The organism is Streptomyces pseudovenezuelae (genome assembly GCF_001513955.1).
GTDB classification, from domain to species: Bacteria; Actinomycetota; Actinomycetes; order Streptomycetales; family Streptomycetaceae; genus Streptomyces; species Streptomyces pseudovenezuelae.
Map to the genome: position 1 here is coordinate 82,154 of NZ_KQ948156.1, position 25,304 is coordinate 107,457.

Genomic DNA, 25,304 nt, shown 5'->3' on the forward strand with positions numbered 1-25,304 from the left:
AAGGGTCGTTCAGCGTCGGACATGTGCCGTGGCGCCCGCGAGGAGCGCTTCGACCTCGGCGAGAGTGGCCATGGAGACATCGCCGGGCGTGGTCATGGTGAGGGCGCCGTGGGCGGTGCCGTAGGCGAGGGCGCGCTCCAGTCCGGCCCCGGTGAGCAGCCCGTAGATGAGGCCGGAGGCGAAACCGTCACCGGAGCCGATGCGGTCCAGGACCTGCAGACCGGGCATGCGGGGGCCGTGCACCAGCCCGTTCTCGGACGACCAGGCGAGCGAGGACCAGTCGTTGACCCCGGCCGAGGGCACCTCGCGCAGGGTGGTCGCCAGCACCGTCGCCCGCGGCAGCCGGGAGGCGACCGAGGCGAGCGCGTCGGGCACCTCGTCGTCGGTCAGCCGCACGGCACCCGGCTGCGGGCCCGCGAGTCCCAGCGCGCCCACGACGACGTCGGCGTGCCGGGCCAGACGCAGGTCGATCTCGCGGGCACGGTCGGCGCCGCCCCGGCCGTCCCAGAGACTGGGCCGGTAGTTGGGGTCGTAGGAGACGGTGACGCCGTGGCGGCGGGCGGCCGCCATGGCCTCGTCGGCGACGTCCACGGTGGTGTCGGACAGCCCGGCGAAGATGCCGCCGGTGTGGAACCAGCGCACCCCGGCCGAGAACACCGCGTCCCAGTCGACGTCGCCCTTGCCCAGCTGGGAGACGGCCGTGTGCCCGCGGTCGCTGACGCCCAGGGCGCCGCGGATGCCGAAGCCGCGCTCGACGAAGTTCAGGCCGTTGCGTGCCGTGCGCCCCATGCCGTCCGCCGCGACCCAGCGAATGTGCGAGGTGTCGACGCCGCCCTGCAGGATCAGGTCCTCCACGAGCCGGCCGACCGCGTTGTCGGCGAGAGCGGTGACCACGGCGGTGCGCAGACCGAAGCAGCGGCGCAGTCCGCGGACCACGTTGTACTCGCCGCCGCCCTCCCACACCTGGAAGCTGCGGGCGGTGCGGATCCGGCCCTCACCGGGGTCGAACCGCAGCATCACCTCGCCCAGGGCGATCACGTCGGTCATGCCGCGGCCCTCTCCACTGCCTCGGCGGTGAGCCGACGGATCTCGTCGTACTCTCCGCGTTCGAGGTGGCCGGGGGTGGCGATCCAGCTGCCGCCCACGGCGAGGACCGAGGGGTGGCCGAGGTAGGCGGCCAGCTGGCCGGGGCCGATCCCGCCGGTCGGCACGAAGCGTGCCTGCGGGAAGGGAGCCGCGAGCGCGCGGAGCATCCCGGTGCCGCCGAGCGGTTCGGCGGGGAACAGCTTCACCGTGTCGACGCCCGCCTTCAACGCGCGCATCAGCTCGGTCGCCGTCGCCACGCCAGGCGCGACAGGTACCCCCAACTCGCGTGCCTTGTCGATGACTTCCTCGTCGAATCCGGGCGAGACGAGGAAACGGGCGCCGGCCGCCACGGCCCGTTCCGCCTGTTCCGCGGTGAGCACGGTCCCGGCGCCGACGGTCAGAGCGCCGTGCGCCGCCATCGCCTTGACGACCTGTTCGGCGTCGGGTGTGCGGAAGGTGACCTCCGCACAGCGGGCGCCGCCCGCCGCGAGCGCGTCGGCCAGCGGGCCGGCACTCGCGACGGACGGCACGGTGAGCACGGGCAGGAGACGCGAACCCGCCAGTACGGCGGCCAGGCCGGTGGTCATCGTCCGAGCCATCCGCCGTCGACGGGCAGGGTGGTGCCGTGGATGTAGTCGGAGGCGGGGGAGGCGAGGAAGACGGTGGCGCCGGCGAGGTCGTCGGTGCTGCCCCAGCGTCCGGCGGGGATGCGTTCCAGGATGGCCTTGCTGCGGACCGGGTCGTCCTGCAGGGCCTGGGTGTTGTCGGTGGCGATGTAGCCGGGGGCGAGGGCGTTGACGTTCACGCCGTGCGGGGCCCATTCGTTCGCCAGGGCCTTGGTCAGCCCGGCGATGCCGTGCTTGGCGGCGGTGTAGCCGGGGACGTTGATGCCGCCCTGGAAACTCAGCAGCGACGCCGTGAAGATGACCTTGCCCTGTCCGCGGTCCACCATGGTGGCACCCACGGCCCGGGTGAGCGCGAACTGCGCACTGAGGTTGACCTGCAGCACCAACTCCCAGTCCGCGTCGCTGTGCTGGGCGGCCGGGGTGCGGCGGATGGTGCCGGCGTTGTTGACGAGGATGTCCACCGGTCGTTCCCGGGCGGCGAGATCCTGGCCCAGGGCGTGGACGGCGGCCGGATCGGCGAAGTCGGCGCGGATCGCCTCGAACGAGCGCCCGGCGGCCAGGATGTCCTTCTCCACCTGACTGCCGGACTCCTCCAGGGTGGCACTGACCCCTACGATGTCGGCGCCGGCCTCGGCGAGCGCCCGGGCCATCGCCCGGCCGATCCCGCGCCGCGCCCCGGTCACCACGGCGAGCTTCCCGGTGAGGTCGAAGGCGTTCATACGGCGGCTCCCTGGGTGTCGTCGGTGCAGTCCACGAGGATCTTCATCACGTCCGCGCCGCCCTCCAGGGCCTCGAACGCGGCCGAGGCCTCGGTCAAGGGCACGACCTTGCTGATCAGCCGGTCGGCGGGGACGGTTCCGTCGGCGACCAGGGTCACGGCCCGCTCGAAGTCGCCGCGCTCGTACAACCGGGCACCCACCAGGCTCAGTTCACGCCAGAAGAAGCGGTGCAGATTCACCTCGCGGGGACGGGAGTGGATCGCCACCAGACACAACCGGCCCCGAACCCCGAGGACATCGACCGCCGTCTCCACCCCTGCCGCCGCACCCGACACCTCGAAGGCGACGTCCGCGCCGGCCTCGCCGGTCCACTGCTGGACGAGTCCGGTGATGTCGTCGGCGGCCGGGTCCCAGGTGCTCAGACCCAACTCCCCGGCGAGCAGGCGGCGGTGGGCGTTGAGTTCCACCACCCGCACCTCGGCGCCGGTGGCCCGGGCGACCAGGGCGATGAGGATGCCGACCGGTCCGCCGCCGACCACGACGACCTTCTCACCCTCCCGCACTCCGGCCCGGCCCACGTCGTGCACCGCGACCGCGGTCGGCTCCACGAGCGCGGCCCGGTCCAACGGCAGGGATTCGGGCAGCCGGACGAGAGTGGCGGCGGGCACGGTCCAGCGCTGCTGCATCGCGCCGGGCGAGTCGATCCCGATGAAGTCGAGATGCTGGCAGATGTGCTGGTGACCGGCGAGGCAGGCCGGGCAGGTGCCGTCCCAGCGCAGCGGGACCACGGTGACCGCGTCCCCCGGCTGCCAGCCCTCCACCCCTTGGCCCACGCGCACGACGCGGCCCGCCATCTCGTGCCCGAGCACGGCGGGCGCCGAGACCCGGGCGTCCATGTCCCCGTGGAAGATGTGCAGGTCGGTGCCGCAGATGCCGACGTAGGCGGGGGCGAGTTCCACCTCCCCCGGCCCGGGCTCGGAGTCGGCGGCGGGCGCGGTGTCCAGGGTGCGGGCCGAGGTGTAGCGCACAGCGAGAGTCATCGTGGGGTCAGGGTCCCTTCCGCGCGGACGCCGATGGTCAGCAGCAGGTTGGCGTAGGTACGGGTGTCGCCGGTGACGACGGCGAGTGCCAGGTCGGGGGAGCGGGCGGCGTCGTAGAAAGCGAAGCGGTCGAGCGTGTCGACGGGGACCGGTGCCAGTCGGTCGCGGTACTCGGCGATGGCCGGTGGCTCCGGCTCGCCCTCGGGCGGCACCATCACCTGCGCCGACTCCACGGGCAGGGCGCGCAGCAGCACGTCCAGGACGGTGGTGACGTCGAGGGTGCCGGGTGCCAGGTTGAGGTGGACGGTTCTGGCCCGTTCTCCGACAGCGGTGCTGGCGGGGTAGTGGCCGTCGGCGAGCAGGACACGGGCGCCGTGCCCGGCGCCCGCGAGCGCTTCGAGGATGCCGGGGTGCAGCAGTTCGGTCAGCAGCACGCAGTCCTCTCCTTACTTCTCGTTCTCGTGGTCGGTCAGCCGGTAGAAGGCGGTCGCCGTGTCGCGGAGCACCGCCTGCCTCTCGTGCGGGGAGCAGTCGCCCAGCAGGTGCTCGACCGCTTCGGCCCAGCGGGCCCAGCCGCCGGCGAGGACGCAGACGGGCCAGTCGGAGCCGAACATCAGCCGCTGGGGGCCGAAGGCGTCGAGCAGGATGTCCCACACCGGGCGGATGTCGTGGAGGGCCCAGGTGCGGTGGTCGGCCTCGGTGATCAGCCCCGAGACCTTGCACACCGCCTGCGGATGCGCGGCCAGCGCTCGTATTCCGCGTTCCCAGTCGGCGAGTTCGTGCCGGGCGATGGGCGGCTTGCCGGCGTGGTCGAGGACCAGCGGCAGGCCGGGAAGACGCTCGGCGAGGCGGACCGCCTGGGGGAACTGGTGGCTGCGGATCAGCACGTCGTAGCCGAGGCCCCGGTCCTGCACGGCGCGCAGGCCCCGCTCGACGGACTCCCGCTGCAGCCACTCGGGGTCGGACTCGCCCTGCACCAGGTGGCGCAGGGCTCGCAGATGTCCGCCCCCCGGCGCGGAACGCAGTGCGTCGAGTACGTCGCCGATCGCCGGGGAGGTCAGGTCCGCCCAGCCGACCACCGCCCCGATCAGGGGCTCTTGGCCGGCAAGGGCGAGCAGTTCCACCGTCTCCTCCACGGAGGCCACGCACTGCACGACCACCGTGCTCGTCAACGACCGCCCTGCGAGGGGCCGTTCGGCGGCCCGGCGCAGGTCCTCGATGCCGTGGCTGCGGCGGATCGGCTCGTGGCCGGGTGCGTCGAGCCAGGGCTGAGGACGCTGGTCCAGGTCCCAGACGTGGTGGTGGGCGTCGACCAGGGGGAGGACGTCAGACACGGGCGGCCCAGACCGGGCCGTCGGGGTAGGTGTACTCCTTGAGGGAGGCGGGGTGCATCTGCGCGCTCAGTCCGGGCAGGGTCGGGGCGAGGTAGTGGCCGTCGACGACGCGGACCGGGTCGACGAAGTGCTCGTGCAGGTGGTCGACGTACTCGATGACCCGGTCCTCGGTGGTCCCGGAGACGGCGACGTAGTCGAACATCGACAGGTGCTGCACCATCTCGCACAGGCCGACGCCGCCGGCGTGCGGGCAGACCGGCACGCCGAACTTCGCGGCCAGCAGCAGGATCGCGATGTTCTCGTTGACACCGCCGACGCGGGCCGAGTCGATCTGCACGATGTCGACCGCGCCGGCCTGCAGGAGCTGCTTGAACACCACCCGGTTGGCGATGTGTTCGCCGGTGGCGACCTTGATGGGGCTGAGCGCCTTGCGGACGGCGGCGTGGCCGAGGATGTCGTCGGGGGAGGTGGGCTCCTCGATCCAGTACGGGTCGTAGGGGGCCAGTTCGCGCATCCAGTCGATGGCGGGCTGGACATCCCATCTCTGGTTGGCGTCCACCGCGATGCGGACGTCCGGGCCGACGGTCTCGCGGGCCGTGCGCAGGCGCCGTATGTCGTCCTGAAGGTCGGCCCCGACCTTCAGCTTGATCTGGGTGAAGCCGTCCGCGACCGCCTCGCGGGACAGCCGGGCGAGCTTCTCGTCGGAGTAGCCGAGCCAGCCGGGAGTGGTCGTGTAGGCGGGGTAGCCCCGGTCGAGGAGGTGGCCGATGCGCTCCTCGCGGCCCGCTTCGGCGCCGCGCAGGATCTCCAGCGCCTGCTCGGGGGTGAGGGCGTCGGACAGCCAGCGGAAGTCGACCTGCGCGACCAGCTCCTCGGGCGACATCTCGGCGAGGAAGCGCCACACCGGCTTGCCCGCGCGCTTGGCCGCGAGGTCCCAGGCGGCGTTGACGACCGCGCCGGTCGCCATGTGGATGGCGCCCTTCTCCGGTCCCAGCCACCGCAGTTGGGGGTCGTGGACCAGTGAGCGGGAGAAGGCGCCGAGGTCGGAGCAGACCTGCTCCACCGACAGGCCGACCACATGCGGGGCGAGCGTGGCGATGGCGGCGGCCTGGGCGTCGTTGCCGCGGCCGGTGGTGAAGGCCAGGGCGTGGCCCTCCAGTCCGTCGCCCGCATCGGTGCGCAGGACCACGTAGGCGGCGGAGTAGTCGGGCTCGGGGTTCATGGCGTCCGAGCCGTCGAGGTGTTCGGAGGTCGGGAACCGCACGTCCAGGACGTCCAGGGCGATGATGCGGGCAGTTGAGGGCACGGGGGAGGACATGGCGGCAACTCCTGTGAGAAGCAAGGGAGATCGATCCCCCTGCGACGAGACGTGAACGCGGCGGAGGTCGGGCGGCCGGTGCGGCCGCCCGGGTCACTCCTGGACCTTGCCGCCGGTGATGCGGGAGATGGCGAGGGCGACCAGGATGATCAGGCCGTTGAGGGCGCCGATCCACTGCGCCGGGACGCCGGCCAGCGTGAGCACGTTCTGGATCATGAAGAGGAGCAGGATGCCGCAGAACGCGCCGAACATGGTGCCCTTGCCGCCGTTGAGGCTGATGCCTCCGATGACGGCGGCGGCGAAGACGGTGAAGATGTAGCCGTTGCCCTGCGCGGAGGCGACCGAGGCCAGACGACCGGAGAGCATCAGCCCGGCGAGGGCGGCGAGCACGCTGCCGGTGACGATGACGATCCACAGCACCCGGTCGGTACGGATGCCGGCCGCCTTCGCGGCGTCGACGTTGCCGCCGATGGCGTACAGCGAGCGGCCGAAGCTGGTCCAGCCGAGCACCACGATGGCGATCGCGAACAGTGCCAGGCAGATCCAGATGGAGGCGGGCATGCCGAACCATTCGGCGGTGCCGGTGTACAGCATCGACTCCGGCAGCTGGAAGAAGGTCTGCCCGCCGGAGATGCCGGTGAGGATCCCGCGCAGCACGATCAGCATGCCGAGGGTGACGATGAAGCCGTTGAGGCCGAAGCGGATGATCAGCAGCGAGTTGATCACGCCGACCAGCGCGCCCACGGCGAGCGTGACCGGGATCGACCAGGCACCGGGCAGCAGCCCCAGACCGTGTCCCGCACCGGTCGGCACCACCAGCCAGGCCGCGACACCGGGCGCCAGGCCCATGGTCGACTCCAGGGACAGGTCCATCTTCTTGACGATCAGGATCATCGTCTGGGCGAGGACCAGCAGAGCCATCTCGGACATGGTCTGCAGGACGTTGATGAGGTTGTCGGCCTGCAGGAAGACCGGGTTGACGATCTGGCCGACGATCGCGATGACGACGATCGCCGGGACGAGCGCCAGGTCCCGCAGCCGGGCCAGCGGGATCCGGCCGCCGAGCAGCGCGGTGCGCTTCTGCTTGGGTTCCACGGCCTGGGCGGCGGTGTCCGCGAGGACGGTGTCAGGCATTGAGGTCCACTCCTTCCATCGCGGCCACGAGGTCGTGGTCGTGCCAGCCGCGGGCTATCTCGGTCGTGACCCGGCCCTGGAACATCACCAGGATCCGGTCACACATACGAAGGTCGTCGAGTTCGTCGGAGGCGATGAGCACGCCGGTACCGGACTCGGCGGTCTCCTCGACCTTGCCGAGGAGGAACTCCTTGGAGCGCACGTCCACCCCGGCGGTCGGGTTGATCAGGACCAGCAGGCGGGGGTCATCGGCCAGGGCGCGGGCCATGACCACCTTCTGCTGGTTGCCGCCGGACAGGCTGGAGACCGGCAGGTCGGGCCCGGGGGTCTTGATGGCCAGCTTCTCGATCATGCCGTCGGCGAGCCGGTCACGGCGTCCGCGGCTGAGGAAGCCGTTCTTCCCGATCCGTTTCGGCACCGACAGGGTGGCGTTGTCGGCGATCGACATGTCGGGGACGAACCCCTGGTGGTGCCGGTCCTGAGGGACGAACCCGGCACCGGCCGCCAGCGCGGCGGGCACGCTGCCCGGGCGGGGCCGGCGTCCGGCGATCTCCAGGTCCCCGGTCGCCGCGGCCCGCAGTCCTACGACGGTCTCGGCGACCTCGGTGCGCCCGCTGGCGGCGGCGCCCGCGAGGCCGACGATCTCACCGGCGCCCACCTGGAAGCTGACGCCGGTGTACGTGCCGTCGCTGCCCAGCGCCTGCACCGACAGCGCGGGTGCGGCGCTCCGGTCCAGGGTGGTGGAGCGCTCCTGCCGCAGACCGGCGGCGGCCTCGCCGGTCATGGCGGCGACCAGTTCGGCACGGGGCAGGTCGGCGACCGGGGCGGTCACGATGTGCCGGGCGTCGCGGAACACCGTCACCATGTCGCAGATCTCGTAGACCTCCTGCAGGTGGTGACTGATGAAGAGGAAGGTGACGCCCTGGCGTTGCAGGTCGCGGATCCGGTCGAAGAGCCGGCTGATCGCCGCCGCGTCGAGCTGCGCGGTCGGCTCGTCCAGGATGATGAACCGGGCCCCGAAGGACAGTGCCCGGGCGATCTCCACGAACTGCCGCTGCTCGACGTCGAGTTCACCGGCAGGGGTCTGCGGGTCGACATCCACCGACCAGGTCGACAGCAGCTCCTGGGCCCGGCCGCGTACACCGCTCCAGCTGATGAGCCGGTTGGATCCGTGGTGGTGCCGGTTCAGGAAGAGGTTCTCGGCGACGGTCAGGGTGGGGATGATCGTCGACTTCTGGTAGACGCAGGCCACGCGCTGTCGCCAGGCGTCACGGTCGCTGAGTCGTGGTGCGGGGGCGCCGCCGAAGGTGACCGTGCCCTCGTCGGGGGCGTGCAGGCCGGTCAGGACGGACACGAGGGTCGACTTGCCGGCGCCGTTGCGGCCGACGAGCGCGTGGGTCTCGCCGGGTTTGATGGTGATCCGGGCGCCGTTGAGGGCCACCGTGGGTCCGAATCGTTTGACTATGCCCGCCGCCTCGACGACGGGCAGGGCTGTGGGGGCCCGCCCGTCGTCCGCCGGTGCGGGCGCGGGGCTGACTTCTCGCTCCCCGTCGCTCATCTCAACCGCCTTGTACTGGGTAACCGTTGGATGCCTGAAGGGGCGGGTCAGCCGAGGTTGTTGCCCCACAGCGCGGAGTCGTCGCTCTTGACGCTGGCGACGCCGCCGTAGGAGGCGCCGTCCGAGGTGACCAGGGGCGCGGAGAGCTGGTCCTCCAGCAGACCGTCACGGACCTGGATGATCGTGCTGTCGTGGTCGGTCTTGCCCGGCTTGAACGTCTTCCCGTCGATCGCGGCCTTGAGGTAGTACAGGGCGTACTTGGCGTACAGGTCGGCCGGCTGGGAGACGGTGGCGTCGATCTTGCCGGCGGCGATGTCCTTGAGCTCCTCGGGAATGCCGTCGTTGGACACGACGAAGACGTGCTTCTTGCCCTTCGGGTCGACCAGCAGGCCCTTCTGCTTGAGCACCTGGAGCGTCCCGGACAGGGCGAAGCTCGACTGCATGTAGACGCCCTTGATGTCCGGGTGGGCGGTCAGGTCCGTCTGCAGCTTCTGCGCGGCGACCGCGCCGTCCCAGTTGGTGGCCTCGCCGAACACCTTGATGCCGGGGTAGTTCTTCTTCATGCAGTCGTTGAACGCCTCGGTGCGGTCACGGCCGTTGATCGAGTCGAGGCCGCCCTCCAGCATGACGACCTTGCCCTTGCCGCCGAGCTTCGTGCCGAGGAACTGGCAGGCCTTCTCGCCGTACGCGCGGTTGTCGGCCCGCACCACCATGAAGACCTTGCCGCTGTCGGGGCGGGTGTCCACCGTGACGACCGGAATCTTCTTCGCACCGAGCTGGGCCAGGGTCGGCGCGATGGCGGCGGTGTCCTGCGGAGCCATCGCCACGCCCTTGACGCCCTGGCTGATGAACGTCTGCACGTTGGCGGTGAGCTTGGCGACGTCGTTCTGGGAGTTCGTGGTCTTCAGGGACAGACCCAGCTGCTTCGCGGATTCGGGCGTGTACTTGATGTATGAGTTCCAGAAGTCGGTGTCGGACCGCGGGTAGTCGACGCCCACGAGCGGCTTGTCACCCGACGACGCGGTGGTGGAGCCGCTGTCGCAGGCGCTGAGCAGGGTCAGTGCGCAGACGACGGAGGCGGTGGAGCTGAGTGCGGTTCTGAGTCTCATGGGTATTTCCTCGCGCTGGTCCCGGAGCGGGGTTGTTACGCCGGTGCGACGGTTGGATGTCGCTGGACGGAGAGATGGGATGTTTATAGGTCGGCCCTGGCTGAATGTCCAGAGGGTGCGGCGAAACTTCTGGAGATTGCGGCAGGACTTCGCAGGTGGAAGGTCATATTCGGGTCCGGCTCGGGTAATCCATCCCATGAATGTTGCCGATCCGTGATGGGATGTCTCTTGCGTCGACCTCGCAGGGCGAGCGCGGCTGGGTCGGTTTCGCGACTGCAACCCGGCGGTCGCGATCGGCGGCAGGCGTCTCGCCGGCGTCTGGGACGGGTGTCAAGGGACGAGCAGGGAACGAGTAGGCGCTCGCACGACTCCCTCCCCGGTCGCCCGGGCCGGGGCGGGCCACCCGCTCGCAGGTGACCGACGCGGGCTCCGCGGCCGGCGGGCCGTCGGGTCGCCGGCCGCGCTTGACCGAGGTGTCAGCGGTCGCGTAGGCCCTGTCCCTGCCCGGTTCGTCCCCCCGGGGTGCCGCGGCGAAGGTGGCGTCGGCCTCGACGAGAGTGGTGCACCCGTCCTCGGTGCGACCGACGCCGGGCCTGCCGTCGGTCCGCGGTCCGCGCAGGGCGTGCCGAGGCTGAACAGCTGTTGCATGCGCAATGGCCGCGGAGCACCCGTCGATCTTCGTCACCTGGGCGTGGGACGGCTGGGCATCAACGTGATGTTCCTGACATATGCGGCAAATCCTGCGCCGACGCACAGGAAAAAGAAAAGATCACCTCTCGGCAACCTTTTCGCGCGCGGTGGCCACTGAGGGGTGAACCATCGGCTTTTCTCCCCGGAACGGACGGACATGAGCACAGCTAGGCAGGTCGCGCGCGAGCGCAGGCGCAAGCGCAGAATGATGTGGGGCACGGTGTCACTGGTCGCCGCGAGCGTGGTCGCCTGCCTGGTGATGGCCCTGCTTCCCGGCGACAAGGACGACACGACACCGGCGGCGAGCACGACCGTCGCCGCCGCCGGCGAAGCGGACGCGGGGCAGACGCTGTCCACCCCGTCCGCGAAGGCGAAGACGTCCCCCAGCCCGTCGGCGTCCCGGAGCGCGACCGCCTCCCCGAAACCGTCCAGGACCACCGGCAAGAAGAAGCCCGCACCGGCCAAGACCACGCCTTCGGCGCATTCCGGGTCCGCCACGGCCTCGCTCGCCGGACGCATCAGGTCCGGCACCGACTACCAGGGTGTCGCCACCGCGTACGACGCCGGCGTCGGGGACGGAGCCTGCGGGTTCGGCCCCAGCCCCGACATGATGATCGCGGCGATGAACACCACCGACTACCAGACGGCCAGGGCCTGCGGGGCGTACGTCCACGTCCGGGCGGCGAACGGCCGCTCCGTCACTGTCCGCATCACCAATGAGTGCCCACTGCCCTGCGCGCCCGGACAGATCGACCTCAGTCAGCAGGCGTTCTCCCAGCTCGGTGACCTTCATCTCGGCCGGATCGCGATCACCTGGAACCTGGTCAGCCCCGCCGACGCCGGCACTCTCTCGCTCCGTTACAAGACTGGCTCCAGCCAGTACTGGTGTGGCATCCAGGTCCTCAACCACCGCAATCCGGTGGCGGCACTGGAGGTCAGTACCTCGGGAGGCTGGCGGCAGTTGGGCCGCACCTCCTACAACTACTTCCTGTCCGCCGACGGCACCGGCTGCGGCAAGGCGATCAGGATCACCGACATCTACGGGCAGCGGCTGACCGTGAACGGCATCGCGATCCGACCGAACGTCGTCCAGTCCACCAGCGTCCAGTTCGCTAAGCACTGACCCACGCCACGGGGGGGCGGTGGCCCGTGGCTCACCGGGACGGGCCCGGTGAGCCGGGGACGGCTCAACGCGGGCTTTGCGGTGGGGGCAGGGCGCTCAGGGCCTCCGATGGGACGGTGTGGTCGAGGAGGTGGAGGGGCGCGGGGCGCACTCCGACGGCTTCGGCGGCGTCCCAGTGGGCGAGGGCCCGCGGGAGATCGACGAGACCGTGGACGAGGGGGAGTCGGGTCCCGGCGGGCCGGCCGGTGAGGTGGGCGTGCAGGAGGGACTCCAGGCGGCAGGACGCAAGGGTGCCGGGCAGATGGAGTGCGGGATGGTGCTGGGTCCCGGTGGCGGCGTGGCCGGTCAGGGCGGCGGCCGGGAGATCCGGCGCCAGGTGGGTCTCGGTGGCGTCCAGGGCCAGCAGGCCGCCGCCGAGGATCAGTACGTCCCCTGCGTCACGCATGCGGCGCAGGGCGCGCGCCGTGTCGAAGCAGTGCGGGAAGGAGTCGTCCACGACGATCGTGCCGGGCCGCAGCCGGTCCACGTCCAGCAGGGTCGTCGTGCCACCGCTGACCGCCGCGACGACGACGTCGGCCGCCTCGTAGATCTCGGCGGGCAGGGTCCTGGCGCCGTCTGCTTCGACGACCCGCACGGGCGTCAGCGGATGGTCGGCCGACAGTTCGGCGGCCAGGCCGTGCAGACGGGGCGCGGTGCCGGGCAGGTCGCAGAGCAGCAGACGGGCCGGTGGGCGGGGGCTGCGGGCCAGGAGCAGGCGTAGCGACGACGTGCCGATGGAACCGCAGCCGACGACGGCGAGGGTGAGTTCGCCGAGGTCGCGGCCGGTCGCGGCGAGGGCGGTGTGGACGGTTTTGACGACGGCGACGGTCGTCGTGGCGTGCCCGGTGGTGAGGGCGGTGGGCGTCGGCGCGGTGCCGGCCACCGGGCGTTCGCGCAGGACGTCGAATCCGTAGCCGGTCAGGGACGGGATCATGCCGGCCAGCGAGACACAGCGGGCGCCGAGGGACGCGGCGTGGTCGACGGCGCGCGCGGTGAGGCCGGCCAAGGTCGTCGGGTCACCGGTACGGAGCGGGCCGGTGAGTTCGTCCGCGAACAGCGGGAGGGACACGAAACCGGATCTGCCCAGGGGAGTGCTGAGGTGCTCCAGGAGCCTGGCCCTGCCGTCGGGGAACAGGAGGGTCCGGATGTCCTCGCGGCTGGGCGCCGCGTGTGCGGGGAGTCCGGCGAATGCGGCCAAGTGGTGGGGCGCGGGCAGGTATCCGATGAGCGCGGCGTCGAGCGTGCCGTCGAGGGTGGCGGTGGAGGACGAAGGGGCGGAGATCCTTTCGCGAGGGGCGTGTTGCGTCAGCTGACCTTGCAACTCCTGTGCGAACGAGGCGAGTTGTGCCGACGTGAGAGCGGTCGCCGACCCGCGGACCGTGACGCGCAGGCCCTCGCCGTCGTCGGAGGGGCGTACGGCGAGGAAGACGTCGGTGCCCACGGGAGGCGGGACGAGTTCGGTGTCGGCGCCGTCGGGCCGGAGGGCCAGGGCCGTGTCGGGGAGCGTGCCCAGCGCGGTGAAGTCGAGGAAGGTGAAGAAGAACTGGGCGGTGCGGGGGAGCCCTTGGGGCGTGCGCAGGTCCAGGGGGCCGGCGGCGCGGGCCGCGATCGACTCGGCGGCGACACGGCGCAGGTCTTCTTCGAAGCCGGGGTCGGGGGAGGGCACCGGGTCGAGCCCCGGGCGCAGGGCCACGGCCTCGCTGAACGGGCCGAAGACGCGGTGGGCGTCCTGCGTGGTGTCGTCCCGCCCGGTGACGGCCATGCCGAGGACCAGGTCGCGGCGTCCCGTGAGGGCGGCGAGGGCGCGGAAGTACGCGGTCAGGACCGGGGCGTGCAGCGTGGTGCCGCAGCTCCGGGCGAGGCCGCGCAGGGCTCGGGTGCGGTCCGCGCCGAGGGTGAAGCCGGCGGTGTGGAAGCCGGGAACGGCGTCCTCGGGACGGAGGGCGCGCAGGACCGGCGCGGTGTACGGCGTGTGGTGGCGGGTGCGGTACGCCTCGGTCCGGGGGTCGGGAGTCGGCGGGGTCACCGGGCGGCGCTGAGCGGTGCGATGCAGGACGTGATCGCGGAAGGTCGAGCGCAGCGGCTCCAGGCCGTGGGGGAGGCCGCGGGTGAAACGGCCGTACACGGTGAGGAGTTCGCGGGTGAGGAGCGCCGCGCTGAACCCGTCGCCGATGAGGTGGTGGGCGTGGACGAGGAGGACGTGTTCGTCCGGTGCCACGGTGAAGAGGTGCAGCCGCAGCAGGGGCCATGCCCAGGGTTCGAAGCGCCGTCTCGTCTCCTCGGCCACGCGTTGCTCCAGCAGCGCGGGGTGGCGAAGAGTCTCCGTCCGGACGGGGAGCCGTAGCGAGACGGGGAGTTCCTGCTGCACGGGTGGGCGGGCGCCGGCCGGGAAGACCGTGCGGAGCATGGGGTGCCGCGCCACGAGGACGTCGACCGCGCGCTGGAACCTGTCCGGGTCGAGCGGGCCGCGGATGCGGAATCGGGCGGACCAGGCGGGGTTGCCGCTGGAGGCGCCGGACGGATCGGTGGAACCGGGTGTGCCGGAGGCGAGGGCGTCGGCGAGGAGGAAGCCCTGTTGCGAGGGGGTGAGGGGGTAGGGAGTGAAGAGGTCTGCGGCGGCCCCTCGTTCAGACCCCAGGGGCGCGTTCGGCTCGGCGACGGCCGCCGCGCCGATGTCCGAGGCGACCTCCGAGGACGCGGCCGCGTCGATCGCGGTGGCCAGGGCGCTGAGCGTGCTGTGCGTGTAGACGGCGGTCGGGCGGGGCAGTGCGGGGCGTTCGTGGCGCAGGCGGGAGAACAGTTCCAGCACGGTGATGGAGTCGCCGCCGAGTGCGAAGAAGTCGTCTTGGCGGCTGATGCCGGACTGCGGGACGTCCAGCAGCTCGGACCAGACCTTCGCGAGGTGGCGCTCGGTGGGCGTGGAGACGGGTGCGCGCGCAGCTTCGGTGTGCTCGGACTCGGTGTCCGCGGTGTCCCCAGGGGACGCGAGCCGGGTGCGGTCGATCTTCCCCGTGCCGGTGAGCGGCAGGGCCGGGAAGGAGTGGATGCGAGCGGGGAGCATGTACGGGGGCAGGGTGCGGGCGAGGAAGCCGCGCACCTCGCCCGGGTCGAGGGTGTGCGCCGCGGTCCGGGGCTCGGCGTACGCCACCAGCCTCCCGTCGCGCAGCAGTACGGCCGCGCGGGCGACGCCGGGGTGAGTGAGCAGCGCGGCCTCGACCTCGCCGAGTTCGACGCGATGGCCGCGGACCTTGACCTGGTCGTCGAGCCGGCCCAGGAACTCCAGTACTCCGTCGGCCCCGCGGCGGACGCGGTCGCCGCTGCGGTACCAGCGGCGACCGTCGCGTTCGGTGAAGGCGGCCGCGGTGAGACGGGGCTCGCCCACATAGCCGGGGGTGAGACCGGTTCCGGCGATGAGGAGTTCACCGGCTTCGCCCGGGCCGCACGCGCGGCCGTCCTCGTCGACCACCATCAGTTCGGTCCCGGCGACGGGGCGGCCGATGGGGAGGTGGCGTACGTCGTCGGCGGGCCGGGCGTCGATGATGTGGCAGGTGGCGTTGATGGTGGCCTCGGTCGGACCGTAGAGGTTGGAGATCCGAGGCGGGGTGCGGGGTTTGTCGCCCGGGGCGTCCAGGAGGTCGAACCAGCGGCGTACATACGCGGCGGGCAGGGCCTCCCCGCCCACGTGGACCCAGCGCAGGGCCGAGAGGTCGGGGGCGGTACCCGTGCGGCGGACGCGTTCCTCGGCGGCGGTCAACAGGCGTTCCCAGAGCGTCGGAACCGAGCTCCAGACCGTGATCCGGTCCGCGACGACATGGTCGAGCAGCGCCTCGGGGTCGCGCAGCAGGTCGCGCGAGAGGGTGTGCACGGTTGCCCCGCTCAGCAGCGGGGCGAGCAACTGCCGCACGGAGGCGTCGAAACACACCGACGCGGTCTGTGCGAGCCGGTCGCCCGGGCCGTAACCGAAGGTGGCCAGTGCCCAGTCGAGGTAGTTCGTCATCGACCGGTGGGTGACGGGGACGGCTTTGGGGCGGCCCGTCGAGCCGGAGGTGAAGATGACGTAGGCGATGGCCTCGGGATCCGTGGTCCTGTGCTCGGGCTCGGCGACAGGTCCCTCGTCCAGGGGATCTGACGCGGCGACGGCTGTGATGCCGTCCAGAGCGGCGACCGCCGGGCGGCTCGCCGTGTCGCAGACGAGCACGCGCACCCCCGTGCGGGCCAGTTGGTCCCGGTGCCGCGCGGTGGGATGGGTGGCGTCCAGCGGAACCCAGCCGGCGCCGGCCCGGAGGATGCCCACGACCGCGATGACCGTGTCCGTGCCGCCCGGCTCGGTCAGCAGCCCCACCAGGTCGCCGGAGCCTACGCCGTGGGCGCGGAGCCGGGCGGCGAGAGCGGCGGACGCCGTGTCGAGGGCGCCGTAGGTGAGCGTGGACCGCTCGGCACCGGCGACGGCCACGGACCGCGGTGTGGCCCGGAACCGGGCACACAGACGGGCGACGATCCCGCCACCGTCCCCGAGGACCGCGCCGGCCGCGGGGTCCTCGCCGTCCGTGTGGCCCAGGGCGCGGGTCGGTGTGCGGGTCGGTGTGCTGACGTGGTGTTCGGGGCCGGCCGCCTGCGTGGGTGAGGGCTCGGCGACGGTGGCGCGCAACTCGGCGACGTACTCGTCGGCGAGACGGCGCACGGTCTCGGGGCGGAACAGCCGGGCCGGATGGTTCCACGACAGGCGCAGGGTGGCGTCCGCCTCCCAGCACAGCAGGCTGAGCCGGGTCGCGGCGGAGGCGGTGGCCGCGGCCGTGGGGGTGACGGTGACGGGCCAGTCGGGGCCGTGGACCACCGGGAAGCGGGCGAAGCTGAAACCCGCCTCGGCCGCGGTGCGCGGGGCCGGGCCCGTGGCGGGCCGCAGCGCGGCGAGCAGCCGGGCGAAGTCCGTGCTGCTCAGGGTCGCGTGGGCCTCGGCCTCGCGCCAGATCAGCCGCAGCCGCTCCGCGAGCGTGCCGACGGGCTCCTCGGGGTCGATGTCCACGAACACGGGCAGCGTGTCGGCGAGCGGGCCCACCAGACGGTCGATGCCGGGCATGCGCGATTCCCGCCGGGCTCGCGCCACGTTCACCGCGACGGCGCGCCGTCCGCTCCACCGGGCCAGACAACGGCCGTACACCGCCAGCAGCAGGTGGAACAACGAGACGCCGTTGCGTGCCGCGGTCTCGCGCAGGGCGGCGCTGAGGGCCTCGTCGATGCCGGTGGTGTGGTGGACGAGCGGTGGGGTGGGGGCTCCGGCGGGGTCGCCGTCGTACGGCAGGGAGGGGGCGGTCGTCGGCGTGGTGGGTGTGTGCTCGGCCAGGCGCTCGCGCCAGTACCGCTGGTCCTGTGCGAACTGCGGGGACCGGCGTTCGGCGGTGAGTGCGGCCACGTAGTCGGCGAACTCGGCGGGGGAGGCGGACAGTGAGGTGTCCTGGTCGCCGTCGTCGGCGGTCGTGCGCTCGTCCTGTCCCGCGCTGTCGGGCCGGGCTTCGTCCTCGCGCGCGAGGGCCGTGTAGAGCGACCAGAGTTCGTCGCAGAGCAGCTTGAGGCTGAAGCCGTCGGCCGCGGCGTGATGGACGACCAGGAGCAGGTGGGCGACGTGTGCGTCGTCACCGTCGTGGACGAGGACGGCTCGTACCGGGTCCTGCGTCCTCAGGTCGAACGGGCGGTTGCACAGCTCCTGTTCCAGCCGCGCGATGTCGAGCGGCTCACGGACCTCGTACCAGCGCGGCGGCGTGTCGATGGGCCCGGCGGGCGTGGCGTACTGACGGGGGCGGGCGTCGCCGGTGATCCGCATCCGCAGCATGGCGTGGCGGGCGGCGAGGCGGGCGAGGGCCCTGCCCAGGAGGGCGGTGTCGAGGGGGCCGGTGACGCTCTGGCGTACGTAACCGTAGGCGGTGACTCCCTCGTGGAGGGATTCGGTGGCGTGGAAGGCGAGTTGCAGGGCGGTTAGGGGGAGGGGAGCGAGGGGGGCGATGTTGCCGTCATCGGGCCCTGTAGGGGTGGGGCTCGATGTCGGCGGGACGGTTGCCAGATGGGCGGCCAGTTCGCCGATGGTCCGGTGCTCGAAGAAGAGGGTGGCCGGCAGGGGGCGTCCGAGTTCGCGTTCCAGCCGGCGGGCGAGATCGACGGCGCTGAGGGAGTCCAGGCCTAGGCCGAGGAAATGTTCGTCGACGCCGATGTCGTGGGGCGAGCGGTGCAGAGCGTCGGCCAGGAGGCGGCGTATGAGGTCGGTGTGCGAGGTCGAGGGCGAAAGTGACGGCGAGAGCGACGGCGACGGCGAGGTGGTGGGGGTGCGGTCGGTGGCCAGGTCGGGGGCAGGGGACTGGTCGAGGGGTACGGACGCCTCGTTGGCGTCGGCGCGACGGTCGTCGCGGGGCCGGGCGGCCGTGGTGGAGTCCGCCGTCGCGGAGGCGGGAACAGGGTCCGCGACGTCCGTGCCTGTCACGAGGACGTGAAAGCGCTCCTGGAGTCCTACTGCCGACACCGGCAGCCCCAGCGCACCCGCCCAGATCCCCCGTACCGATTCCTGAACCTCACGCGGCGACCGACGAGACCACTGATGAGACGACGAACGAGACGACGAACGAGACGACGGACGAGACGACCGACGAGAAGCGAACACCCCCGCCCCCGCCGCTCCGCCCCCCGTGGTGACCGAGGGGCCGGCCCAGCGGCCCTCCACCGTGGCGTACCGCCCGGCCTCGAAACGCGCCCGCAACTCCCCGCGGCGCAGTTTCCCGCTGGTGGTGCGCGGGAAGCCCGCCGGCGGCAACGGCAGTACCCGGACGTCGTCATGGCCGAGGGCCTCCCTCAGCCGGCCGGCGGCCGCGCGGAGCACCGGTGCGGCGGCGGTGGGATCGGGACGCGTCCACTGCACGAACGCGACGACCCGCTCGCCCCCGCCGTCCGGATCCGTCGATCCCACGACCGCCACGGCCCCGGACGGCAGCCCCGGCGTCGCAGCGACCGCCGACTCCAGGTCCGATGCGTGGAAGGTGCGGCCGTTGACGAACACGACGTCCTTGTGGCGCCCGGTCACACACAACCGCCTGTTCCGCAGGAAGCCGAGGTCACCGGTGCGCAGCCAGCCGTCGTCGCCGAACGCGGCCGCGCTCGCCTCGGGAGCCCGGTGGTACCCGCGGGCCAACTGCGGCCCCCGCACCTCGACATGCCCCACCCGCCGGTCACCCACCGGGCCGCCGGAGTCAGCGGTGATCCGGACCTCGCACCCCTGCACCGGCCTGCCCAGGTCCATCAGCTCCACCGCGTGCCCGCCCGGTTCGGTCTCCACCACCCGGTTGCGACTGAGCGCGGCGCGGTCCAGCACGAGCGGTGCGGCGGTCTCGCCGAGCGGCGGTACGGTCACGGCGAGGGTGGCCTCCGCAAGGCCGTACACCGGGAGCGGGGCGCGGGGATCCAGTCCGGCCGGAGCGGTCCGGGCCGTGAACTCCCGCCAGACACGCGGTGAGATGGGCTCGGCGCCGACCAGCAGCAGGCGCACGCAGCTGAGATCGAGGTCGGCGAGGGCGGAGGCCGGAACGCGGCGTACCGCGAGCCCGAGAGCGAAGTTCGCCGCCGACAACAGCGTGGCACGGTGGCGGGAGGCGGCTTCGAACCACAGGGCCGGCCGCTTGGCGAAGGACAGCGGTTCTATCCGTATCTGCTTCAGCCGCGCGGCCATGGGCACGAGATGCGTGCCGATGAGGCCCATGTCGTGGAAGTAGGGCATCCAGGTCGCGATCACGTCCTCCGAGGTGATCGCCATCGCGGCGCGGATCTGGCGGAGGTTGGCGAGGACCGCGGCGTGGGACAGTTCCACCCCCTTGGGGGCGCCCGTGCTGCCGGAGGAGAACTGCAGGAAGGCGACGTCGTCGGAGGCGGGCCGGGGGAGTTGCCGCGGCGGGCGGCCGCGACGAAGACGGTCCAACCGCAACAACCTTGTGGAGCCGTTGAGTTCGCTGCCCGACCCGTTGTCGTCGCTGTGGTCGTAGCTGCCCCCGACGGCGGTGGCGACCGCAGCCGTCGACTCGTCCACCATCACCGGCGGCCTGCCGAGCAGTTCCCACACCGGCCCGACACGGCGCGGCTCGGCAGCGAGCGGGACCGGTACGGCCCCGGCTGCCAGTGCGCCCCAGAACATCGGCTGGAAGCTGTCACCGCGGTCGGCGACCAGCGGGAGCGGGGTGCCCGGTTCCACGCCCGCCGCGAGGAGTCCGCCCGCCACGCGCAGTGCGTCGTCGCGGAGTTCGGCGAAGGTGACCGCGTGCTCGGTGCCGTCTCCCCGGACGTGCACGACGGTCTGGCCCGGGACCTCCCGCGCCGCCTGGAGCAGGATGTCCAGCAAGGTCGACGCGGCCTCGTCGTTCACGCCCATATTCGATCTCTCCACTGTCCGGACTCTACAAGTGGGCCCGTCGGGCCCAGGGTTAGCTGTCGAACGTCCGCGAGTCCCCTGCGGACAGAGGGCTTTGGGGTGGGACGGCAGGGTCGGCGGAGCGGTGCTCCGGGGTCAGCGCAGCCAGGCGCTGTACTCCAGTACGGCCCCGGCTCTGATCCCGTACCGGGGATCGTCCCGGGTGATGGTGGCGGTGGTCTCCAGGCCGAGCACGGTGCCGGTGCCGAGGTCGAGGATCAGCATGCGCCGGGCGCCGAGGGCGTCCTACACGTATGCCTCGCCCCGGCGCCCCAACCGGTCGGTGACCCGCCTCGCCGGACGCAGCCCCTCGGCGTCGGCCAGGAGCCGGACCAGTGCGGCCGACTCGCGGGCGCCGAGCGTCAACGTAGCGGCTGACGGCCCAGTAGTGCTCGCGATAGGCGGCGGCGAAGATCTCGTCGCTGCTCATGTCCGGTTCGTGTCCGGCACTGCCGGGATCGTCACACCCTTCTTTCGTGAGTTTCCTCGCGTCGTTCGAGTGTGACGGGCGAGGCCGAGGTTGGTTGGCCAGGACCCGCAGGGACAAGTCGTCCGCGATTCCGGGACGCGATGGGTGCAACGGCCGTTACTCAGGCTGCAGTTGAGTACGCATGCTCATACCCGGCGCCCGCCGCGCGGCAAGGATGGGTGCACGGCGCCGACGAGAGCCGGTGGCATCCAATTGAGTCTGTGTCAGGAGAACCTCTCATGTCGCGTCGTATCGTCGTGTCTGTCGCTGCCGGTGTCGTCGTGCTCGGTGGTGCGGGTGCTTTCGCCCTTGCCTACGCCGGGGACCAGGCACCCGCGTTGGCGCACAGCACGGCCCGCTACACCGCTCCCGCCGCCGACCGCGATGGCTCGCTGGTGTTCACGACCGACGTGACGGCGTCCTCCGATGTGAAGAGCGTGAAGGTGCTGGCGTGGCCGGCGGACTCGTCGTTCGCGAAGAAGGGGCTGACCACCAAGGAGATGGCGGGCGTGGAGTCGGCCGTCTGCAAGCCCTCGGGTGGGGACACTCAGCGGTGCACCTACAAGGTGGCCGTCACGCGTGCCGATGCGGAAGGATCCCCGAAGGGGCTGTGGCACGTGGCCGTGTTGGTCACCGCGAAGGACGGCGACACGACCCTGGACACCAAGGCTGCCGACTTCACGGTGGCCTGAACCGAACCTACCGCGCCTCGTCCACGGGGCCGGGGAGAACAGGTGGCGATGGCGGCGCACGAGCCGTGGCGGATGTCGGTGGACGGCGAGGAGTTCGAGGTCAGCGAGCCGGACGGGAAGCCCGGCACCTACCACGTCACCTGGCTGACCGGACCCGACCCCCAGTACGGATTCGGGTTCACCACCCACCCTCCGGTACGCCCCGGCAGGGAGCATCTGGAGGAGGCCGTAAGGGAGTTCCTCGCCCAGGTGGATCCCGACACGGGACACATCGAGTGATCGCCGACGCTGAACGGCGGGACGGGCTCGTCCTGCACACCGGAGACCAGCGGGAACGATGGCCTCAAGCCGCCTATCAAGGTGCGGTGACGCGAACGAACGCCCGTACTGTGCTGCTGTGAACAGTGACGATGCCGACCGCGGGGCGCTCTGGGACGGCGCTGCGGTCCGTGCCCGTGTCGCCGCCATGGCCCAAGAAGACCCTCGGCGTCGGCGCTTCGGGTCCTCACACCATGGATACCGACTTCGGCCTCCTCTCGTGGAGGACACGATCGGGCTCTTCGAGCAACAGCATGGTGTCCGGCTGCCCGCTTCCTACCGCAGCTTTCTCCAGGACGTCGCCGACGGAGGTGCGGGACCGGACTACGGGCTCCTGGGCCTCGGGGAGGAAGTGGACGGCGAAGAGGCTCTGCACGACCTTCGAGCAGAGGGCCGGCGCGCGGGCTTCCTGTCCACGCCGTTTCCGCACACCGACGAGTGGCGAGGGCCGGGGAAGGGCGGTGACGCCGACTACTCGGTCGAGGGGAGCCTGGTCATCGGGGAGTGCGGTTGCGGATCGTTCCACCGCCTGGTCGTCACGGGGAGGAACGCCGGTCACGTCTGGCTCGACGATCCTGACTGGGGCGGCCTGACGCCAGGTCCGGACTTCCGGGACTGGTACCGGGCATGGCTGGCTGCGCCCTGACTGCCGCGGCCCGAGCCCGTCCCGACGAGGGTTCGAGGATGTGGGCCGTCAGCTTCAGGGGATGCTCGAACCAGCACCGATGACCACCGGCGCTGTTCATCGGGCAGGGCGTGGGCATGGCAGGTGTGTCCCGGGGCGGACACCGCCCTGCTGTACGACCTGCTCGTGCGGCGTGGTGCGACGGTCGGCTACGTCAAGATCAAGTCCCGGTTCGCGATGCTCGGGACGGTCACCTCGGGAGCCGCCATCGTCCTCGGCGGCCGACTCCAGCAGTTCTCCTGGGGAATCGTCTACGTCGGTTCGGCGTCGTGCCTCGTCCTGGCCGTGGGTGCTGATGGCACGGGTGCCCGAGATCCGCGGCGCGGACGCGGTGGACGAGCAGGAAGGAGCCGAGAAGGAGCATCGCCACGGCATGGCGGGCGATGCTCCGGGTCGCCACGCCGGCACTCGTGACGCTTGTCGTGGTGTCCGGGTTGATGCACGCGACTTTGACGCCGTACATCATTTTCACGCAGAAGACCCTCTCCGATCAGGGAGCGGGCACCGCTTCGGTCAGCGTGGTCATAGCGGCGGGATCCTTCGTCGGCGGGCTCACTCCCGTGCTGTCGGACCGCGCGGACCGGCGCCTCGGCCACCGGGTCATCGTCCCGGGGTCTCTCCTGACGCTCGCCGTGGCGCTCGGCCTGAGCGGTCTCGGGCTTGGCTGGGTCACCATCGCCGCCTTCCTGCTCCTGGTCGGAATTCCCGAGATCACCGCCGTGACCGTGGACAACGTGCTCAACGAGGCAGTGCCGTCGCGCCACCGGGCGAGCCTGCTGTCGATGATCGCGTTCGTGGAGCCGGCGCTCATCGGCCTCGGGTATCTCGGCCTCGGCGCCCTCAGGGACGGCTTGGGTACCAGTGTCGGCATGGCCACCTACGCCACGGTCCCCGTGCCGGTATGTCTCCTGTGGCTCCCGGTGCTCTTCCGAGGGGCACGGGTGACCACCGAGATCGAGAAGCCCGCAGACCCAAAGCCCTCCTGAAGCCGAAGGCTCATGACCTGCCTGCCATGGAGAGGAGTTGGCTTGCCGTGGGCCGAAATGCGTCGCTCCCGCCCCTCCTACGGGCGGGTCGGTTCACCGGCCGACGTGCTCGCCCTCGACGCCCAGCAGTGCGAGGGCGTTGTCGATGCCCTGCTCAAGGAGTTGCTCGGAGAGGTGCGCGTCGGCGAGGGCGCGGGAGAGCTGCAGCGTCCCTGCCATCATGGCGTAGGCGCTGAGCGCCTTGGTGCGGACCGACAGCGGATCATCGGGCGCGAGGCGGGCGGCGATACCGTCGACGACCATCAGTACGCCGTCGGTGTACGCCCGCTTGGTCGCCTCCGTGCAGCGTCCTATTTCGTCGAGCAGAGCGGCGGAGGGGCAACCGTCATCGGCGCTGTCTCGATGCCGGGTGGACAGATACCACCGAACGATCTGTTCGACCCCGGCGTGACCGGGTGCCGCGTGCGCGACGACGTTCGCGTTCTGTGCCTGCAGTTGGTCGGCGATCGCGGTGGCCACGAGGTCGTCCTTGGACGCGAAGTGCGTATAGAAGGCGCCGTTGGTCAGGCCCGCGTCCTTCATGAGTGCCGTGATGCCCGAACCATCGATGCCATGGCGCTTGAACCGGCGTCCTGCCGTCTCGATGATCCGCCGCCTGGTCGCCTGCTTGTGCTCACTCCTGTAGCGCATCCCGTACCCCTTCACTCGCCGGAGGGGTCGTGCGCCCCGGGCCGGCGTTCCACCCCATTGTATTGTGAACGTAATTCAATTATGGCTGACGTGTGACAGTCGCTCGCCCGCCGTCGCGGCCTCGGCGGCGATGTCTCGATGTCGACGTGTTCGGGCACCGCTTGCGCCCTCATGAAATTACGGTCATACTTCAATGGTCGGCGCGTTACTGAGGGACCCGGCTCGCAAGGTCCCGCTCCCACGGTCTTCGATCGCCGATCCGCAGACTGCAGCCGCAGTCGAGAGACCAGGCAGCTGCGCAGTGCCGACCCCGTCACGGAAAGCGGGGCGTCGCAGGGCGCAGAGACCGCACGCTGAAGGGCACGACCATGAATGACGTTCAGGGCGTAGGAGGCGACGTGGTGACGTCGTACAAGCTCGCGCCGAACCGCACCGTGACCGTCGGCGGGCTGACCTTCGCCTACCGCGATCTCGGCCCCAGGACCGGTACACCGGTGGTCTTCTTCAACCATCTCGCCGGCGTCCTCGACAACTGGGACCCCCGTGTGGTGGACGGATTCGCGGCGAAGCGCCGGGTCATCACCTTCGACAACCGGGGTGTCGGCGCCACCAACGGTTCCACTCCGAAGACCATCCAGGAGATGGCCAGGGATGCCGTCACGTTCATCCGGGCGCTCGGGTTCGAGCTCGTGGACATCCACGGCTTCTCGATGGGCGGCATGATCGCCCAGGTGGTCGCGCAGACCGACCCGCAGCTCGTCCGCAGGCTGATCCTCACGGGCACGGGTCCGGCCGGCGGCGAGGGCATCAAGAACGTCACCCGGCTGTCCAACATCGACACCGTCCGAGCGCTGTTCACCCTGCAGGACCCGAAGCAGTTCCTCTTCTTCACCCGCACCGCCAACGGGCGTCGGGCGGGCAAGGAGTTCCTGGCCCGCCTGAAGGAGCGCACCGAGGGCCGGGACAAGGCGATCTCCCTCACCTCCTACACGTCCCAGCTCAAGGCCATCCACCGCTGGGGACTGGAGCGGCCCCAGGACCTCTCCGTCATCCGGCAGCCCGTGCTCGTCGCCAACGGCGAGAGTGACCGGATGGTGCCCTCGAAGAACTCGCACGATCTGGCGCGACGGTTGCCGAACAGCGAGTTGGTGATCTACCCCGACGCCGGCCACGGCGGAGTCTTCCAGTTCCATCGGCAGTTCGTCGAGACGGCCCTGGAGTTCCTCGAAAGGCAGTAGGCGCGGAATGCGG

The 25,304-nt window shown here is 71.4% G+C and carries 19 protein-coding genes and 1 pseudogene; 6 read left to right on the forward strand and 14 right to left on the reverse strand.

Annotated elements, in window-relative coordinates:
* Positions 1-9: 9 nt before the first annotated feature.
* From AQI94_RS41705 to AQI94_RS41750, 10 genes are all read right to left on the reverse strand, one after another.
* The gene (locus tag AQI94_RS41705) at positions 10-1,047 is read right to left on the reverse strand and encodes a sugar kinase (RefSeq protein WP_031061251.1); all 1,038 of its coding nucleotides are present in this window, start codon (positions 1,045-1,047) and stop codon (positions 10-12) included.
* Entirely contained in the window at positions 1,044-1,673 is a 630-nt protein-coding gene (locus AQI94_RS41710; RefSeq protein ID WP_062230335.1) for a bifunctional 4-hydroxy-2-oxoglutarate aldolase/2-dehydro-3-deoxy-phosphogluconate aldolase, read from the reverse strand. The genes AQI94_RS41705 and AQI94_RS41710 overlap by 4 nt, the downstream gene beginning before the upstream one ends.
* Positions 1,670-2,431, reverse strand: coding sequence for an SDR family oxidoreductase (locus AQI94_RS41715; protein WP_031051620.1), 762 nt, complete (start codon positions 2,429-2,431; stop codon positions 1,670-1,672). Before AQI94_RS41715 ends, AQI94_RS41710 begins: the two co-directional genes overlap by 4 nt.
* Entirely contained in the window at positions 2,428-3,471 is a 1,044-nt protein-coding gene (locus tag AQI94_RS41720) for a (R,R)-butanediol dehydrogenase (RefSeq protein ID WP_031051618.1), read from the reverse strand. The genes AQI94_RS41715 and AQI94_RS41720 overlap by 4 nt, the downstream gene beginning before the upstream one ends.
* Positions 3,468-3,905, reverse strand: a complete 438-nt coding sequence (locus tag AQI94_RS41725) for an RbsD/FucU domain-containing protein (protein ID WP_031051616.1) — start codon at positions 3,903-3,905, stop codon at positions 3,468-3,470. The genes AQI94_RS41720 and AQI94_RS41725 overlap by 4 nt, the downstream gene beginning before the upstream one ends.
* A 12-nt stretch (positions 3,906-3,917) precedes the next feature.
* On the reverse strand, positions 3,918-4,805 hold the full coding sequence (locus AQI94_RS41730) for an amidohydrolase family protein (protein WP_031051615.1): 888 nt from the start codon (positions 4,803-4,805) through the stop codon (positions 3,918-3,920).
* A complete protein-coding gene (locus tag AQI94_RS41735) occupies positions 4,798-6,123 on the reverse strand; it encodes an L-fuconate dehydratase (RefSeq protein ID WP_031051613.1) in 1,326 nt (441 codons plus the stop codon). The genes AQI94_RS41730 and AQI94_RS41735 overlap by 8 nt, the downstream gene beginning before the upstream one ends.
* A 93-nt stretch (positions 6,124-6,216) precedes the next feature.
* Positions 6,217-7,257, reverse strand: a complete 1,041-nt coding sequence (locus AQI94_RS41740) for an ABC transporter permease (protein WP_031051611.1) — start codon at positions 7,255-7,257, stop codon at positions 6,217-6,219.
* Positions 7,250-8,815, reverse strand: a complete 1,566-nt coding sequence (locus AQI94_RS41745; protein ID WP_062230336.1) for a sugar ABC transporter ATP-binding protein — start codon at positions 8,813-8,815, stop codon at positions 7,250-7,252. The genes AQI94_RS41740 and AQI94_RS41745 overlap by 8 nt, the downstream gene beginning before the upstream one ends.
* 47 nt (positions 8,816-8,862) lie before the next feature.
* Positions 8,863-9,924: a sugar ABC transporter substrate-binding protein gene (locus tag AQI94_RS41750; RefSeq protein ID WP_031056702.1), complete on the reverse strand. Its 1,062-nt coding sequence runs from the start codon at positions 9,922-9,924 to the stop codon at positions 8,863-8,865.
* Positions 9,925-10,771: 847 nt separating this feature from the next.
* Between AQI94_RS41750 and AQI94_RS41755 the strand changes: the two genes are divergently transcribed.
* Complete coding sequence (locus tag AQI94_RS41755) at positions 10,772-11,737, forward strand: expansin EXLX1 family cellulose-binding protein (protein ID WP_031056699.1); 966 nt, start codon at positions 10,772-10,774, stop codon at positions 11,735-11,737.
* 64 nt (positions 11,738-11,801) lie between these two features.
* On the opposite strand, the gene AQI94_RS41760 is transcribed toward AQI94_RS41755, so the two are convergent.
* From AQI94_RS41760 to AQI94_RS46170, 3 genes and pseudogenes are all read right to left on the reverse strand, one after another.
* Positions 11,802-20,174, reverse strand: a complete 8,373-nt coding sequence (locus tag AQI94_RS41760; RefSeq protein ID WP_031056698.1) for a non-ribosomal peptide synthetase — start codon at positions 20,172-20,174, stop codon at positions 11,802-11,804.
* Between the two features lie 135 nt (positions 20,175-20,309).
* Positions 20,310-20,438: a hypothetical protein gene (locus AQI94_RS46495; protein ID WP_318658140.1), complete on the reverse strand. Its 129-nt coding sequence runs from the start codon at positions 20,436-20,438 to the stop codon at positions 20,310-20,312.
* Positions 20,439-20,547: 109 nt separating this feature from the next.
* Positions 20,548-20,643, reverse strand: a pseudogene (locus AQI94_RS46170) (RNA polymerase sigma factor); the annotation flags it as partial.
* Between the two features lie 278 nt (positions 20,644-20,921).
* Between AQI94_RS46170 and AQI94_RS41765 the strand changes: the two are divergent.
* The 4 genes from AQI94_RS41765 to AQI94_RS46175 all read left to right on the forward strand — a co-directional run bounded on the left by AQI94_RS41765 (position 20,922) and on the right by AQI94_RS46175 (position 23,363).
* Complete coding sequence (locus AQI94_RS41765) at positions 20,922-21,374, forward strand: DUF5707 domain-containing protein (RefSeq protein WP_079062584.1); 453 nt, start codon at positions 20,922-20,924, stop codon at positions 21,372-21,374.
* Between the two features lie 48 nt (positions 21,375-21,422).
* On the forward strand, positions 21,423-21,653 hold the full coding sequence (locus AQI94_RS41770; protein WP_031059602.1) for a hypothetical protein: 231 nt from the start codon (positions 21,423-21,425) through the stop codon (positions 21,651-21,653).
* 259 nt (positions 21,654-21,912) lie between these two features.
* Positions 21,913-22,338, forward strand: a complete 426-nt coding sequence (locus tag AQI94_RS41775) for an SMI1/KNR4 family protein (RefSeq protein ID WP_225890413.1) — start codon at positions 21,913-21,915, stop codon at positions 22,336-22,338.
* Between the two features lie 449 nt (positions 22,339-22,787).
* Positions 22,788-23,363: a hypothetical protein gene (locus tag AQI94_RS46175; protein ID WP_225890414.1), complete on the forward strand. Its 576-nt coding sequence runs from the start codon at positions 22,788-22,790 to the stop codon at positions 23,361-23,363.
* A gap of 93 nt (positions 23,364-23,456) precedes the next feature.
* Here the strand turns inward: AQI94_RS46175 and AQI94_RS41785 are convergent, their stop codons facing one another.
* Entirely contained in the window at positions 23,457-24,053 is a 597-nt protein-coding gene (locus AQI94_RS41785; RefSeq protein WP_031059611.1) for a TetR/AcrR family transcriptional regulator, read from the reverse strand.
* Between the two features lie 368 nt (positions 24,054-24,421).
* On the opposite strand from AQI94_RS41785, the gene AQI94_RS41790 reads away from it, so the two are divergent.
* The gene (locus tag AQI94_RS41790) at positions 24,422-25,291 is read left to right on the forward strand and encodes an alpha/beta fold hydrolase (protein ID WP_031059613.1); all 870 of its coding nucleotides are present in this window, start codon (positions 24,422-24,424) and stop codon (positions 25,289-25,291) included.
* Positions 25,292-25,304: the final 13 nt, after the last annotated feature.